The organism is Rhizobium leguminosarum bv. viciae USDA 2370, from assembly GCF_002008365.1.
Taxonomy (GTDB): domain Bacteria; phylum Pseudomonadota; class Alphaproteobacteria; order Rhizobiales; family Rhizobiaceae; genus Rhizobium; species Rhizobium leguminosarum.
In genome coordinates this window covers 236,254-253,118 of record NZ_MRDL01000036.1, presented here as the reverse complement: position 1 = coordinate 253,118, position 16,865 = coordinate 236,254, and the positions used below count along the sequence as shown (strand labels likewise).

At 57.4% G+C, this 16,865-nt stretch carries 7 protein-coding genes and 2 pseudogenes; 3 read left to right on the top strand and 6 right to left on the bottom strand.

Going from position 1 to position 16,865, the window contains the following annotated elements; genetic code table 11:
- Positions 1-296: 296 nt before the first annotated feature.
- Positions 297-3,701 carry an STY4851/ECs_5259 family protein gene (locus BS629_RS16170; protein ID WP_077988310.1) on the top strand — a complete coding sequence of 1,135 codons (3,405 nt, stop codon included), beginning with the start codon at positions 297-299 and terminating at the stop codon, positions 3,699-3,701.
- Entirely contained in the window at positions 3,698-9,817 is a 6,120-nt protein-coding gene (locus BS629_RS16165; RefSeq protein WP_077988309.1) for a DEAD/DEAH box helicase, read from the top strand. Before BS629_RS16170 ends, BS629_RS16165 begins: the two co-directional genes overlap by 4 nt.
- Positions 9,818-9,991: 174 nt before the next feature.
- Here the strand turns inward: BS629_RS16165 and BS629_RS16160 are convergent, their stop codons facing one another.
- From BS629_RS16160 to BS629_RS40525, 6 genes and pseudogenes are all read right to left on the bottom strand, one after another.
- Entirely contained in the window at positions 9,992-11,752 is a 1,761-nt protein-coding gene (locus BS629_RS16160) for a DUF2326 domain-containing protein (protein ID WP_077988308.1), read from the bottom strand.
- The gene (locus BS629_RS16155; protein WP_077988307.1) at positions 11,749-11,991 is read right to left on the bottom strand and encodes an ABC-three component system middle component 6; all 243 of its coding nucleotides are present in this window, start codon (positions 11,989-11,991) and stop codon (positions 11,749-11,751) included. The genes BS629_RS16160 and BS629_RS16155 overlap by 4 nt, the downstream gene beginning before the upstream one ends.
- Positions 11,988-12,953 (bottom strand): hypothetical protein, encoded by a 966-nt coding sequence (locus BS629_RS16150; RefSeq protein ID WP_077988306.1) that lies wholly within the window; start codon positions 12,951-12,953, stop codon positions 11,988-11,990. Before BS629_RS16150 ends, BS629_RS16155 begins: the two co-directional genes overlap by 4 nt.
- Positions 12,954-14,269: 1,316 nt before the next feature.
- A pseudogene (locus BS629_RS40530) lies at positions 14,270-14,397 on the bottom strand (transposase domain-containing protein); the annotation flags it as partial.
- Positions 14,398-14,457: 60 nt separating this feature from the next.
- A complete protein-coding gene (locus tag BS629_RS16145) occupies positions 14,458-14,907 on the bottom strand; it encodes a hypothetical protein (protein ID WP_018243180.1) in 450 nt (149 codons plus the stop codon).
- A gap of 159 nt (positions 14,908-15,066) precedes the next feature.
- Positions 15,067-15,301 (bottom strand): annotated as a pseudogene (locus BS629_RS40525) (IS481 family transposase); the annotation flags it as partial.
- A 138-nt stretch (positions 15,302-15,439) separates the two neighbouring features.
- Between BS629_RS40525 and BS629_RS16135 the strand changes: the two are divergent.
- Complete coding sequence (locus BS629_RS16135; protein WP_050566332.1) at positions 15,440-16,861, top strand: peptidoglycan L,D-endopeptidase MepK; 1,422 nt, start codon at positions 15,440-15,442, stop codon at positions 16,859-16,861.
- The last annotated feature ends 4 nt before the right edge of the window (positions 16,862-16,865 follow it).

Genomic DNA, 16,865 nt, shown 5'->3' with positions numbered 1-16,865 from the left:
ACGAAACGCAGAACAGGGCGACACCGGACGGATCCGGAGTGCGTCAGCGTATTCGTATCGAGGTGCGCGCGAAGGTGTTCATGGGCGGGAACGAATAAAGAACATGTGGCGAGGCGTCAAGCAACATTCGTGGGCGGGTCGCCTTCAAAGGTGCTGCACGAGTTGATCGGGTATCGGCCGGCGGCATCTGCCTGCAACATCAAGGTGTTGAGAACCCGCATATTTCCACTTGCGGAGCGATTTCAACTAGAGGTAACCATTGTTGTGTCAGGGTCTGATGCAACGGAGGGGGAAAGTTGCGTCTCAAAGAACTATCCGATCAAGATCTGCGCGCCGAGTTTAATCGAAGTCGCGACAACTTAGCTCGACTTGAGGAAATCAGCGGAGTTCTAAAGCCCAGAAGCTCTGATGAAGCTATAGAACTCCACATGGAAGTTGTTGGCCTGCTAAGGCGGCTGAGGAAAGCGCCTGGCTCCCCTGCTCCGCAGGCACAAAGTAAACATTGGAATGTCGCGTTCCTCCTCAAGCGCAACTTGAATGCTCCTGATGGAAGGCCACTCCATCAGTACCGGATGACCGATCAGGAATACGCCGACCTTCGGGAGCGTTTGCGTTTGTCGACGGCACGGCTGTTGCAGGAGGACGGCACGGCGGCAAGCATGTTCGTCGCATTCTGTGCCGAATGGTTCCGACGTGAGGCGACGACTCTCTTCCTCAAATGGGATTCGGTCGCTGCGGAAGTTCTTCAAGAGTTGCCAGACCACACGAAAAGGAATCTTACCAGAATCGGCATTGGATACTGGAAGCGGCATCTGATCAGATCGGAAACAAGTCGCGAATTCCTCCTTACGATTGCGCTGGAGGGCGGGATCTCTGCTCATCTCCTGGCAGACAGTGGATCGATATGGCTATCCGACTACCTTCGGACCGTGATGCGATTTGCACTCACAGGTGCCGATCGTGAGCATGTCCGCGGTTTCGCTCATGATATGTCGTGGCGGATGCCGGTGTCGTACAGACAAGATGGATTCGTGGATCTCTGTTGCGAACTCATCGTCGAGCTCCTGAAGTGGCGAAAGGTGCTTGACCAAGGGCCTTCGAACATAGATCCGGTTCGATACCTCGACGCTCACAGCCCGGACTGGAAGGAGAGCCTTCCGATCTACATGCGCGCCGAGCATGACCAGATCGCGCGGAAGCTGCTGGGCGGACTGCTGAACGAGAAGGTGGGTTCGATAACCAGCAGCGGAATCGGTGCCGAACGATATCTGTGTTTCGATGGAGTGAGATGGCAACCGGCGCTGCTTTTGAATGCCGAAGGCGAAATCCCGGCGGGACGTCTGCATGGTGTTCCACCTGCCGGAAGATGGAGGGCGAGCCCATCCGGAACTCTGGCGAATTTCCTCCCGAGTCAGATCGCGTTGTTCGAGCCTCCGGTTGAAGGAGCACATGCGTGGAGGGTTCGTCCGCTTGTATCGCTTGGGAGATTGATCGTTGGCTTTCAACTCAATGAAAGCGTGACTGCGAACCTGACGTGTGGATCCGAGGCCGTATCCATAGTTTGGCCGAATGGCACGCCCGTCACCTCCCCGATCGCGACGTTCATTCCAGTCGAGGGATCGGATACATCACAACCTGGCAAGCTGAGACTTGCAAAGACCGGTTCCGCGAGTTTGCCACCGTCCCTGCTCTACACTCTGGTACCGAAGGACTGGGAGGCAATCGCCGCAGAAGGAACAACTCTCGGTCGAACCTGGAGCGTTGGAGATGCAAATGCGCTTCATGCCGTAACCGGAACTGTCTATTTCTCAAAGCCTGGCGCATCGACGGGAGAGCGCTACCGCGTTGAGGCTGGCAAGGACGAGCGTCAGGAGAGCCTCGAACTATCGTCGGCTATGTCGACCCCGCTCCACACAGACGATGAAATCGAACTCTACGAGGGATCGGTGACGGTCAGGATCGGATCAAACGGGGGAGGCCGTCAGCCGAAAAAAGGTGAACTCCTATATCGTCGCCCCGGGGACGCATGGAAATCACTCCCCGATGGGAAGCTAGTGGACCATGGCCTTTTCGATATCTCGTGGAGAGACCCTCTTGCGGATATCCAACTGGAACGGCGGCGCATCGCGATTTTGCCCAATAACGCGAGGATCCATGGACGCATGACGAGCGCAACTGAAGGCATCGTCTCACATGAGTCACTTCCGGGGTGGAGCGTCGTCCTGCCAGAGGACGTAAGGGTAATCGAACGCGGGGATCAAGAGCAGCGGTTCTCCTTCAATGGAAAGCCAAGCTACAAGATGGTCGCGGGGCTGCGTGCGCCAAGCGGGCCATCGTTCCACATGACTATCACACTGAAGAGCCGCGACGCGGCGATCATCCTTGGCGACGGCAGAGTTGCCGGAGCTGGTCAGGAGATCGACATTACTGCGCTACGCGGCGCGATCGCAGTCTCGCCGCATAACACAACACTGACGGTCACTCCTCGGGTTTCCAGATCGAATTCCCTGCAGTTCAAGTTCGCCGACGAGTTTCCGTTGTCCGCACTGAAAAGGGTGATGGAGGAATTCATGGCCCAAATTGCGGATCAGGACGCAGTCTTGGAACTTGATTTCCTCGGCGATTCCCGAAAGCCAATCTGCCTGAAGCAGTATCGCTACCCGCGGCCAAGGCCGGTAGATGGCGCTATAGTGTTCTCGTCCGAATTCACGGAACAGCCCGTTGCACGAATGATCATGAATCCAGAGCGAGAGCATCTTCTTCGGGTAAGGTCAGACGGCGCATATGAGATCCCGGAATGGTGTACGGGTCCTTGCCTCGTATATCTGCGCGACGGTCCAGACGTCGTATCTCGTCCTCTGCTTGTTCACCTGCCACTGGGCCATGCTCCGAGAACGCCGTTGCAGTCCGCACTCGCACAGCAGGACTACGCAAAGCTTATGTCCGAGCTGCAGATAGCTGTCGATCTCCTGATGAAGGGAGAGCTCCCCATCGAAGACATCAGGTTCCTGGTCACACTCGTAGGCTCACTCAATGGTCTTCCGGCCTCGGCATTTGAGGTGCTGAAGCAAGTCGCCATCCAACCTCGTGCCCTACTCCGCTTGCTCTTCTCTGCGGCAACGGACGGCGAACGCCAAGCGATCTGGAATCTGCAGGAACAACTGCCGTTTCTGTGGCTCACCATTCCTTCCGGTGCCTGGGAGGAAGCGTTCGTTGCGACGCGTGACGCACTCGAAGCGGCTCTTTCGGCATTGCCTGAGGAGATGCGACAGGGTCTGGTCATCGAACATCTTAAATCCATGCGTGTCAGCATTCTTGCCTTGGAACCCGGGTTGGATCGAATGTTCGTGAAATTCGGCTTCCCAGAAACAGCAATGCCAGCGCTGGAGGATGTCCTGCAGAATTTCATGCGGGAACAGAGGATGTTCGACGACGACACTGTGACTCCATCCGTGCGGAGAGATCCAGTTCTCGAACAGATCCTCACTGCCCGAATAAGACTGCCGACCGCATTCCATAACTTCAGTTTCGGCGACTTTGAAGGTGTCGTAGCCCCGGTAGCGTTGGCGGCCGCGTCTCGAGGAATGCTTAAGATCACCCCGTCCAGCGACATCTTGCTGCGAAAGGCTCTTCGCGAGCACAGCAGATACGTTTCATTCGCATACGCACATCTCGTGCGCCATTTCGAGGTCACACATTGAAGCCCTTCGCCACTCTCTCCGAAATACGCCGCCGGTCTGCCGAAGCAATCATTTCCCAATCTGGCATTCGAGACACGCATCTCATCGATCATTTGCGTAAGGTCTTCACCGCTGAGACCGCGGCGGCCGGTGGCCTACTACAGCAACCAATCATAGAGGGCGCCCACCCATTCGTTCCAGCTTCAGTCAACATGGTCGGCGTTCCGTCGAAAGTTCTCCACCCCCGCTTCGTCGAGGCCATCGACGGGTTGCCGGACGGCAGTGATTATCGGTTCCCAAAATCAAGACGTCCCTTTCGGCATCAATTGGAAGCGTGGGAACACCTTTCGAAGCCTGGCAGTCCTCAATCCGTCCTAGTCACGTCAGGCACAGGTTCCGGGAAGACAGAATGCTTCCTGTTTCCGATCCTGAGTGATCTCGTATCGCAAGCGACCCCCGGCAGTGCAAGAATCGAGGGCGTGCAGGCCATAATGCTGTATCCGCTCAACGCCCTGATTGAGAGCCAGCGAGAACGCCTGTCGGCCTGGACGCGCCCATTCGGCGGCAGCATTCGCTATTGCCTGTACAATGGAGACCTGCCGAATTCGCAACCAGACAGCTTGCGGCGCGCCACACCAGAGCAGCAGATCGACCGCGAGCAACTCCGCACTAGCCCGCCGCCGGTTCTCGTAACAAACGTGACCATGCTCGAATACATGCTGGCGAGGACTGAAGACCAGCCTATCATCGAGAAATCGAGGGGCAAGCTCAAATGGATTGTTCTTGACGAGGCGCATTCGCTTGTCGGAGCCGCAGCCGCGGAAATCGCGCTTCTTCTTAGGCGGGTTCTTCTCGCATTTGATTGCAAGCCCGAGGAAGTCCACTTCGTCGCAACATCTGCGACCATCGGGTCGGGAGACGACGTCCAAAACCAGTTGAGGCGCTTCCTTGCGGATGTGGCCGGGATCGCGGATGCGAATGTCCATGTTGTCGAAGGTACAAGGCAGCTCCCGTCAAGACCTACAATAAGGGGGAAGCTTCCCCCAAGAGATCGGCTCGAGCAGTTGAATGGCGACGAGCTTTTCAACACCCTTGCTGCCGACGACGTGGCGTGGGACTTCGTTGCAAAGAAGCTGTTTGATCGTCCCCAAACGCTGTCCGAGATGGATAAGGTCGCAAAGGTGATCGGCCTTGATGCAGAAAGATTCATGACCTTCCTGGCAAACGCCAAGCGAACCAATCCGGAAACTCAAGAACCTGAAAACCTTGCGCCGATGAGGATCCACGGGTTCGAGCGCGCGGTCCCAGGAATTTGGAGTTGCGTAAACCGGGATTGCAGGAACTCCCCCACTGGTTGGGGTTTCGGAGAGGTCTTTATCGATCCTCGGGATGAGTGCCCGACATGTTCCGCGCCAGTCCTTGAGATCATAAGCTGCCAGGAGTGTGGCGAAGTCGTTCTTGAAGCCCACGACGATGTCACCAACGAAAGGATTCGCTCGACACGCCGGGGTGTGGACTCGGATGAATTTGAGTTCGAAGCCCTTCGTGATCAGGATGACCCGGAAGCGGGCGACGAAGCCGAAGACCACGAGGAAACTGTCGAGCTGGCCTTTCCTGAAATCCGCAGAACCATTCTTCTTCGACCGGAGGGTGCCGTCGGCTTTAGGCCTCTGTACCTTTCGACCGAGGGCTGGCGAACACAGTCAGTAAAGGCGGCTGACACGGTCACCGTTGCCTACGACGAGAAGGCCGACTTTTGTCCTTGCTGTGGAAAGAGTTCGGCCAGGGGCGTCGACAGCCTACTCAGGCCAGTCCGGTTCGGCGCACCGTTCATGATTGCCAATGCGGCTCCTATACTTCTGGAGGGTGTGGATCCTAGTCGCATTGACAATACTGCCCCATCACAAGGTCGGCGGCTGCTATCGTTCACCGACAGTCGACAGGGCACGGCACGGATGTCGGCAAAAATGCAGGCGGAGGCCGAACGAAACTTCGTCCGTTCCTTCGTATACCATACTGCCCAGCATTCACTCTCCGCAGCTCCGCAGGTTGATACCTCCGCTCTCAAGGCGCAGATAGCGGCGTTGGAAACAGTAGTCGCTCAGAACCCGCTTCCTGAAATTCAAGACATGCTCGCTGGCAAGAAGAGGGAGCTGGCTGCAGCCGGTGCAGAGCGTGTCGATGGCCTGCCATGGAACGAGATGGTCAGCCGCCTGAGCGAGAGGGATGAGGTCGATAAGTGGGTGAAGGAGGTGTGGGCTCCCAGAGATCCAAGGTTGTTTAGCGGTAGCGCTGAACTCGCTGAATTCTTGCTTCTTCGCGAACTCGCCAGACGCCCACGGAAGGCTCTCTCGCTCGAAACGCTTGGAATGGCGCGTCTGCGTTTTCCGGCGATCGATGGTCAGCAGTCGTTACCCACGCCGTTTGCACGCCGCGGGAAGACCATCGATGACTGGAGGTCGTTCCTTTACGCGATAACTACATTCTTCATGCGGGGTAACGCGGCGGTCGCGGTTCACAAGGACCTCATGCATTGGATTACACCTAGTGCCAAGATCAAGGGGCTGCTGAGCCCAGGCGCGAAAACGCTGGGTGATCGGCGAAAACTTGCGTGGCCCGGCGTGCCACGGAACCTTGCCGTACTCTCCACGCCACAGGCCCTGTTGTTGAATGGACTCGGACTGGATATCTCCGTGCCTGAGCATCGTGCAGATATTGAAGAATGCTTCGACCAAGCGTGGCACAACCTGCTGCCTGTTTTCGGCCCTGATCCCGACCGACGGGCGCTAGATCTGCGGAACTCCTATATAGCTCCGGTTGTCGAGGGATTCTTCTGCCCTGCAACGCGCAGGATTCTCGACATGGCTCCGTTCGGTAACAGTCCATTCGCGCAAGGAACACAGCGTTCGAAGCCGAGCCCCGTCCAACGAATTCAACTCCCCCGGCACCCCATACCGTTGCTTGGCGATGTAGATCCAGTGGCGGCCCGGAGCGCGATCGGCGGATGGCTTGAACAAGCTGAAGACGTCGAGAGCCTTCGAGCATCGGGAGCCTGGAATAATATCTCGGACCGCGTTGCTCTCTTCGCAGAATATGCACGATCAGCCGAACACTCGGCACAGCAAGACAGTGCACTTCTGCGAGCGTACGAACGGAAATTCAAGGACGGGGAGGTCAATATCCTCAACTGCTCCACGACGATGGAGATGGGTGTCGATATCGGTTCAGTGTCCACCGTTATGATGACCAATGTGCCTCCGTCCGTGGCGAGCTACAAGCAACGTGTTGGTCGAGCTGGTCGACGCGGTCAGTCATTCTCCCTCGCATTCACCTTCTGCCGCGATCGTCCACTGGACAGAGAAGCCTTCGTCTCGCCAATCAGTTATCTTGATCGGAAGCTTGCTGCGCCACGCGTTGCTCTCAGCAGTCGTCCAATCGTCCAGAGGCATGTGAACGCGTTTCTTCTTCGCCGGTTCATGATTGGACGAGGTGGCGATCCGATTCGCATGACAATCGGTGCATTTCTCGGCGCGCCGGCTGGTGTAGGCGAACGGCGCCTTCTCCTAGAGCAGCGCCCGGTTGCACACTTCAAGGATTGGCTACAGGCGCCGACGACACTTGAACTCGTCGAAGCTGAATTGGAGCGGCTTGTCAGACATTCGGTGCTCGAGGGGGAGAAGGCAATGATCGACACCTGCCTTCAGACTGTGACCGATCTCGAGGAGACATTCCTGAGCGAGTGGGACGGGCTCCAGACCCTCGCTAAGGACGAAGACGTAAAGGGTGCAGGTCGGAGCAGAATGGGAATGGAGCTGCAGAGGCTCTGTGATGAGTTCTTGCTTAGCGCACTCGCAGATCGCGGGTTCCTGCCGGGGCACGGTTTCCCAACTGGCGTAGTGACTTTCCTGCCATATCGATCGAAGTCGGATCAACCCCTCGATGGGCGACGTACCACGAGACTGTCCGGCCCGCAGAGATCGCTTGATCTCGCCATCAGGGATTACGCGCCTGGCTCGGAGATTGTGCTCGACGGTTTGGTACACAAGTCCGCCGGCGTTCTGCTGAACTGGAAGCGACCAGCAACGGAAGAGAATATCCGGGATGTCCAGAGCCTGAAATTCCACTGGAACTGCAAGCGCTGCGGGTCAAGCGATTCCAATCGCAACAAACTGGTCGAATGCCCCGTATGCGCCGGGCCTGTGACAAGCAGGCAATATCTCCGTCCTGGCGGTTTCACGGTCGATGCCCGTGACAAGGTCCATGCCGAAACCGACTTGATATCTTACGTGGCTCCCGAGGAGCCTAGCGTTTCGGTACGAGCTGCTCCGTGGGTATCACTGCCGATTCCAGACCTCGGGCGTCTGCGCAGTACGCGCGAGGGCGCCGTCTATTACAGCAATCGCGGGCCGACCAAGAATGGATATGCTCTCTGCCTTCATTGCGGAAGAGCCGCGCCAGACCACCCAGTATTGGACACGGGGGATGTCGACCAGACCACTCCATCGCCTCTTGCTGGGCACGCTCCTCTCCGCTGGAAGAAGGACGAAAACGCGCTCGTTTGCGAAGGGAACAACAACGCTTGGACCGTCCGTCGGAACATGGAACTAGGCTACGAGATCACTACGGACGTGTTCGAACTGCAGCCTTCGAATCCTCTCAGCAAGGCCGCCGCCACGGCACTGGCGATAGCAATTCGCGAAGGTACGGCGAGGATCCTCGGGATAGAGGCCGACGAGATGGGCTTTGCCACAAAGATCTCCGACGGCTTCCTTGGCGGCAGAGCAGCTTCCATGCTGGTGTTTGACCGGGCGGCAGGTGGGGCAGGATTCGCCGCCTCGATCCCAGGACATCTTTCGAAGGTCTTATATGAAGCAACCGAAGTTCTCGATTGCTCGAACTCTGGCTGCACGAGTGGGTGCGCAGCTTGCGTGCTGGTTCGCGACGCGCCATTCGAATCCGGCTCCCTCGATAGGATCGGCGCCCTCCGATTTCTAAGAAATCACCTCTCGTTCGATCAGGCGCTCGATGACGGGGATCGGTACTCCAAGGACTCACTTGCTTCGACTTCCGTTCTGGATGAAGTTGAGCGAGCGCTCAGAGACGGGCAGAAGCCGAGCTTGCAGATATTCCTGCCTGCGGAAACTGATGCAGGAGAGATGGCGGCGTGGCCACTCATTTCCGTTCTGGATAGATGGCGAGTCCATGGCCACAAAATCGGCTTTGTAGTGCCGGACGAGCTTATTAAGAACTGCGACACCGCGGGTCGACTTGCTCTGTATGATCTTGGCAAGAGGTTCGCCACGGGCGCCAGACCCTTCCCTATCTGTATCGGCTCAATGCCTATCACGGGCAATGGGAGCAAGATTGGCGTTGCTGTAGGCAGCACTGGAAGCCGAACGGTGTGGGCCTCGCGGGAGGAAAAGCCATGGCTTCCAGGAGAGACCTGGGGTGTCCCGGTGGAACGGCCGATCGTAAGAGGCTCGATCGACTTCCAAAGCGAGACTAAACCGTTGGACGAAACGACACTCCTTCCGTCGCCGGATTCGAAGTACGAAACCATTACGAACGAACTCGACCGCCCCGCATCCTTGTTCGGAGCAGCGATGGCAAATCGTATCCGGGGGCTGCTTGCTCCACTCGGTATCGCGAAGGAACAGAAGGTGACGTCAATCAGGTACAGTGATCAATATGTCCGGTCGCCACTGGTTGCGAAATTATTCATCGATACCGTGGTCGCGCTGGTGAAAGGATCACCTCACACTGTCGAACTCCTTACCTCGCCTCCCGCCCCTCGTAATGGAACGCAGTATCGGGTGTTCGATGACTGGCGCGACGGCCCAGAAGCGGAGCAATCCATACAAGCTTACGCACGCGAGAAGGGCGTGAACCTGAACGTCCAATTCGCACAGATCCCGCATGCGCGGTATATGGACATCACTTTTGAAGGTGGCCTCTCAGTATCGCTCGCGTTCGATCAAGGATTTGGTGCATGGCAAGCCCCACGCAGTGGTGCGAACATCCGTCACGACTTCACGGCGGCGCTTCCTCGCCAAGCGAATGCGCTCTCGCGTCTCTCGATTCCGGTAGCGCGCAATGGACATGGGTCGACCTATGTTGTTGCATCCAGGATCAAATGAAACGCAGATGTTCCAACGTGGGGCCGGTTGGGTCGGTGAGGCACTTTTCGACAACACGTCGTTGCGTCGAAATGTGTGCCCCGATCCGACAGCAAGTCCTACGGCGTCGTGGCCAGTTTGAACCTGGTTCTTTGTCCGGCCCAGAGGCCATGCTTCTGCAACATCAGCGTTCAGTTATTTAAAGCGGAAGCCAAACAAGCCTCCGTCCTCGGTGTCCCGAAGGACCGTGGGCAACACACGTGCCTTCGCGTCGAATTCTTTCTTGAACTGAAGCTTTTCGAATTCGTCGGAATTCAGAAGGACAAGGTACTGGCCATCTATGTAGTCGGCCAGCGATGCTCCGACTTCAATGGCCGTGGCCACCTGCCGCGCATCAACACCGTCAAATAGATGGCTGTCGTGAACGAGAAGTCGTGGGCCGCCGAGACGATCCTTCGTGATTTTCGACAAGGCGTAATCGAAACAGAATATTTCCATGCTCGAGATCCCGCCGGAACGCGTGCCGTCGATAGTCATCTTGAATTCTGGGCCGCTTGGCTTCGCGGTGATTTCGAGGAGTCCCTGTCTGTCTTCCTGGTAAAGGGCTTGTCGCGCCTCGTCGGCCGCAACGACTGCCGCCCCGATGGAATCTGTGCGCGCCTCGAGGTCATGCTGCAGACGGGCCAGCAACTTGTTCTCGTGATCCTTGGCTTCAGTGCTGTCCTTCTCGAGCAGGAGTGCGTCAGCAAGCTGGTTCTCCAAGCGCGCCAGTTCGCCTTCCTTGAGAGCAAGCTGCCGTGTCGTGTCGGACAGGTCGGAGAATGCTCCCTTTCCCGCGAGGCTCGACAGGATCTCTGATCGGCGAGCCGCCACGACCGTCATCTCAGCGTTGATCTCGTCGAAGCGACGCTGCTGCTGACCAAGCTGTCCATTGAGGTGCTGGCGTCTGTTCCGTATGACGGACTCATGGAACACCTTCACCTGCTCGAAGGTCCGAAGGGCAGTCTCCGGGAGCTGGATTCCGGCCGCCTTGTAGAGGCTCGCCACCTCGCGTCCATCGTTGACCGTCTCCGCGACCAGGCTCTCCTTGATATGGTCGAGCGCGCTGCTGACGGTGACCGCTTCACGGCTGAGTTGTTCCACCCTCCCCTTGGCTGCCGAAGCCTCCGCAGCAAGTTCCTGATACTGGTCATGAACCTTGAAGTTGGTGACACGAGACCGCAATGTCTCTGCCTGTGACTTTGTGAGAGCAACCTCCGACCGCAGTGCCGATACGGTCTTCAAGCGCCCTGCTGCTCCGACCCGCGCCTGCGCGCGCTTGCGCTGGCTGGCCACCTCGGCCTTTTCGTCCCTCTGCTCCTGGAACTCTATCGCGAGCTGCCAGTCGAGGCCGAACAGATAGGAAAGGGCTACCTGCGCAGCGCTTTTGCTTTGACCAGGTTTCGCAAACCTCGTCGGCTCCTGGAAGCCTCCGTCCTCTCGACGGCGGGCGAAGTAACCGAACAGAGAGCGGAAGGATGGGGGTGTATGCTCGGCAGAGCGCGGGATGCGAAACATCTGCCTGCCAAGCCATGCGCACCAATCCTGCACGCTTGCACTCGGCACCGACATCAGATCTTGTTCGAGTTCGAGTCCATGATCCTTTCCGTCGGCAAACGCGACTTCAACGCGACGATCATTTCGAGTCGAGCGCGATACCCGGAAGCTGAGCCCGTTGACGCTCATGTCAGCGAAGAACTGGACATCCGCCAGCTCGGGGACATTGAAGAGTGAGTCCTTGGTTGGGGTGCTTCCAAGCAGGAAATGTATGATGTCGACGAGGCTGGACTTCCCACAACTGTTCCTGGACTCCGCGTCACCAGATGCGTCGTCTTTGTCTGCAAGAAGGATGTTCAGGCCCTGTTGGAAGGCTATTTCTCTGAAGGATGGGAGCGAGCTGCCGATGCGGATAATCATCCAGACACCTGCAAGAGCCGCACAAGGTTCTTGTCCAGTTCAATGGCGTTCATAGCATAGAGAAGTGTCAGCGCCAGCACGAACCAGTCGAAGGCCAGCGGCACATTTCGGCGGGCAGCCGACATCCGCTCCCAGATCTCGCTGATGGAGAGGGGATAGTCGCGGAGCTCATTCAGGATCTCACTGCCGAGGACAATGAGCGAACGTTCCGCTGGCAGGAATTTTGACGGCAGGATCATTGGTCGGTTCCGCTGGTGATCTTCTCCTTGTCCTCGAAAATCTGGCAAGATTCAAACATGGTGGCGAGCATAACGTGCCCTGCAAAGTCACGGATCATATTGGATTCAAGGGTTCGAATCTTGCCCACCATCACTTTTTGAAGCTCTTCGAGAATTCTCTCCGGCGACGTGTAGCTGAGCTTGAGTTCGGAATATCTTTCCTTGAAATACGCCGGCACGGTTTCTGCTGCTGCAGCGTCGCCGAACCTGCCGATGCAATCCCAGGCAATCGGTGCATCGGCCAACGCAAGTGTCAGACACCTGCGCCAAAGAGGCGGGATGCTGTTGTAGTCGAACTTCTCAAGGGGGACTTCCTTCGGCGGTCCGGAAGCAACAACGCCCTGGCCGGCGATCTCCATAATTCCCTTGATGATCTCGTTCAACGCGAGTGGGAGGCGCTCGAGTTTGTTGGACTGATGGACGTCGATTCCAAGCAATCGCCGGATATCATGCTTGCTGAGTTGCTTGACTTCGTCCTCGAATAACTTCGGGCCGAAGAACGCCACATCCATGCCGGACTTCGCGCCGATCTCGCGCATTTCCGCCACGGTATTGCTCACGTCCATGATTACGCCACCCACGAGATTGTGGGTAAAATACCACTTCTTCGCTTTCGGGTGCTTCACCCGGATTGTGTCGAAGTCCTTGCGGATCTTGTTGCAGACATAGGTGGAGTCGATGACGTGCCCGTTTTTCGCGCCGTAGCATTGATAGATGGTCTTCCCATCCGCGAGAAACAGACCGTCAACGCCTTCGTCGCCCTTGGGGCCATGTGCCTGAATTCTCACGAAATCCTTATGACGGCGCTCCATCACCTTGCTAAAGAAGTCCTGGAATGCATCGCCGCTCTGGCTGCGGAGTTCCTTTTCCAAGGCGATCTCAATGTACGTTTCATCATAGGCTTCGAGATAATCGTCATCCATGAAATCTTCCCCCTGCGAATCCTATGACATCTACTGATTGTAGATTGAAGAAGTCTTTCGGCGAAAGAGACCAACGGCTTCAAGCGATGGGGTGTCATCGCCAGGAGACGTCCCCGTTCGTGCGAGAGCATGACTGTCATGACACGATCAATGCGCTCGACAGGTTCGAAAAGCGCACCCGGAGCTATTCGTGCCAAAAGCCTTTCCAGCCACGCGCAATCCATGCCTTGCATTATCGCCCCGTGTGCGATTCAGGCCTGAAATGGTATCGAAAAGCCCAGTTTACGCTGTTGCCAAGCAGAGCGGACCCGGTGCAAGCTGTTGCCAAGCTCGGTGTACGTTTCGAGGAGCGGTCGATCCGGAAAGCGCAATGATTTCTATGGGTGTCAATTTAGGCTGATGCCGAGCGCTACAGTCTTTTCAAACGTTTATCGTATGTTTCCAAACCTGACTGCCATTCGCTCGACGGTCGCCGATGGATCACTCGCAGATTTGCGAGTCGACGCGTCCTGAAAAACTACTGGAATTGCACGGTCGGCCGGCAAGTCGATAACGCTCTTCAACTGAAAGTAAGGCTTCGCTACGACGTGGAGCCCGAAACAGGGAAACGAACTCAAAAAAATCTGTCGGCACGGGAACAATATGCTCCGTTGATCGTAAAACCTTCGGGTCGTGCGGAGATTCGTTACACTTCGCTATATGCGACCCACCTCAACCTTAGCCCCGCTCCATAGTGGGGCCTTTTTTGTGTCTGCGGCAGTGGTATGGGTGGCCCTCTGCACTAAGGCAGCGCCGTTGCGTTTACCTCGACGAGCGGCGTTGTGGACGGCAGACCTATCTAGCGACTCCGCCTGCGGATAAGCTCCGCAGGCGCCTCCTCCAGGCGAATTCGCGGTATCTAGCTCGGCGACGAGCATTACGAAGTTCCGACCGATTCCGGCACGTGCGACCGTCGACTTCTCCCACCCGAATAATCACATTGATGGTGTCCCCTCGGCGCTGACATCGACGAATTATCGCGAGTGAGTCGGACTTCGGTCCGATGGTAGACAGCAATCTCTCTGCTAATTTCCGTTCCGCTGAGACTGCAAAACTCAGCACGAAAAGGGTGTCTGCCCCTGATCCGGAGCACCCTTTTCAAACTCGTTTTCGGGAATCCCCCCTTAACCCTCGGCACCGACGGTTTGCGGGCGACCAACCTTCCAATTGATCATAGGGTATAGGTAATCTGTCGGGGCATCTTGCGTGCGATGGTGTTGCCAGTTCCATCGCATCTTAAGCGGGCGGTCGTCAAAGTCGAAGTCTGTGATTTCCTTCCACAGCAATTGCTCATCGATACGGCTCTGCTTGTGACTATTGTCGATGGCAGTGAGCGTGGCGGTCAGATAGGTCTACGGATCGACGGCTCGATGAGCGAAGCAATGGTCGCCCTGTTCTCCTGCCCCTCGCCTTCAAATCGAACGTAGAACGGTCGCGCGCGTGAGCAACACGTTTTCGAGCAAGATCAACCCTGGTTTGGTAACGGCTTACCCTCGTAGCGCACGCGAAAATTCCTCCTGTGAAAATCCTGCTCGAAGCAGACGAAGACGAGTTCCAGGTCATTGGCGCTGTCGCGCTTCCCAAGGAGACTGAGCGTGACAACGATAACGCCACTGTATCCGCGCGTCAGGCGGAAAGCCGCGTTGCGGATGTCAGTCCCTTCTGGATCCCTCCGGTCTTCGCGGCGCTCATAGATGACCCAGAAGCGGGCAGCATCCCAAGTCTGCCGTAGGATTTGGCTGACCTCCGCCTTGAACTCTTCGGCATGCATTGCAGGCCCCCAAGACAATGCCGTCTCGCCCGCATCGCTAACGACATTGAGGTAACCGTCATATCGGTAGGCGCCTGACAGTGACCGTTCGATCATCTCGAATGCCGTGTTTTCGCTGATTGTTGTTTTGAAGAGAATTGCCATGGAATCGCTGCGTGCCGCTGCCGATATGTCGGTGAGACGGCGACACTACTGGGTGTCGCCAGGGCGAGCAATGGTGACTTAATTGTCGGGCATCCGAGTCCGCGGCATCGTTCCGGAGATCTGCCTGCCCATACCGGAGACATAGGTAACAGAACGTCCCTAAGACATGGGTGACAACCTTGTGCCGAACGGGTTCTCGATGGTTTGCAAAGTCCTCTGCTCCAGATCGATATATCCGAGATCATAGCGCATGAAGCTGACGAGCCAAACGCCGTCATCGACCTCCTCGATGTCGAGCTCTGGCCGGCCATGACTGTGAAGATATTGATCTTCTTGCGGTACATGCAGATGCGGCCGCAATCGGTCACCAGTACGTCACGGTCGTGGAAGCGTATTTGTGCTTAGCTCCCATGAATGGGCGCAGGGGCGCGATTTCGCCTCGGGTTGGGGCCCGCATCCTCAATTCGCCGAGCTCACGCATCCGCTCGTTAGCAATTTGTTGACCATAAGCTGGCTTTACTAAGCGTGATAGATGCGGAGGTTCCCGCACGTCGTCGAGTGTTTGGTGTGGGCGGGTTTGTTCGTGTTGAAGTATCCAGTGCAAGGATTGTCGGGCGGGGCCTTGGGCGGAATTGCCATGCTCCTGTCGCGTGCGGAACGCTTCGTCGCGCAGACCATTCTGCCGGCTCTGTTCGCGCTGCCGGCACTTGTCGGTTCTGCATCATTTGCCTCGGCGGAAGATCGGGCCCTGAAGCTGTTCTTTACCCATACGGGCGAGAGGGCCACGATTACCTACAAGCGGGACGGAAAGTTCGATCCCAAGGGCCTCGCCCAGATCAATAGGTTTCTGCGCGACTGGCGAAGGAACGAGCCGACCCGGATGGATCCCCGGCTGCTCGACCTGGTCTGGGAGGTGTACAAGCGCAGCGGCGGCAAGGACTACATCCACATCGTCTCCGCCTATCGTTCGCCCACCACCAACAACATGCTCCGCAACCGTTCGCGCAGCACCGGCGTCGCCAAGAAGAGCCAGCACATGCTGGGTAAGGCGATGGACTTCTACGTTCCCGGCGTGAAGCTTTCGACGCTGCGTGCGCTTGCGATGCAGATGCAGGTTGGCGGTGTCGGATATTATCCGACCTCGGGATCGCCCTTCGTCCATCTCGACGTCGGCAATGTCAGGGCCTGGCCCCGCATGTCCCGGCAGGAACTCGCTCGACTATTCCCGAGTGGGCAGACGATGCATCTGCCTGCCGATGGCCGGCCGCTGCCGGGGTACAATCAGGCGATTGCGAACTACAAGAAGCGCGTCGGCCCCACCTCGATCCAGATCGCCAGCACCGCTGGAGACGACGAAGACGCAGGAGCCTCGACCAGGCCGAGCGGCGACACTCGAGATAACAACCTCGTGACGGCGCTTCTGCCCGCACCCCGAAGCCGGGCATTGAATGCGCTGGCGCTGCAGACCGGCGCGGTCGAGCGGAATGACAAGCGGTCCGCTTCGGACCTTGCATCTTTGCCGATTCCGATACCGGCGATGCGCCCGCCTGCCCTCGAGCGCGACTCTGATATGGATGACAAACTGGAGACTGCGTCGATCGGCCCAATTGATGTGCTTCCGGACAGGCCGGCGCCTGCATTGCCGGGCTACGCGCGCTTCGAACCTCTCCGTGTTGCACACCAGGCCTCCAGGCAGGGCGCTGATATGATCGCCTCCCTGCCGATGACCGCTTCCTGGGAAGAAGCAAATTTCTTTGGATCGACGTCCGACGCGGCGCTGATGAAATGGGCGCTGCATTCTCCCGGCGACGTGATGGGATTGAGCGCGCCTCGCGTTTCCCCCCGCGCGGTTCATCGTGAGGTCAATGCCGCGACGTCCGGTGAGGACATCATTCCGCTCGCCGCCACAGACATGTTCGATGCGAGCCGGTTTGCGTCGCCTCCGGAGGGCTGACCTA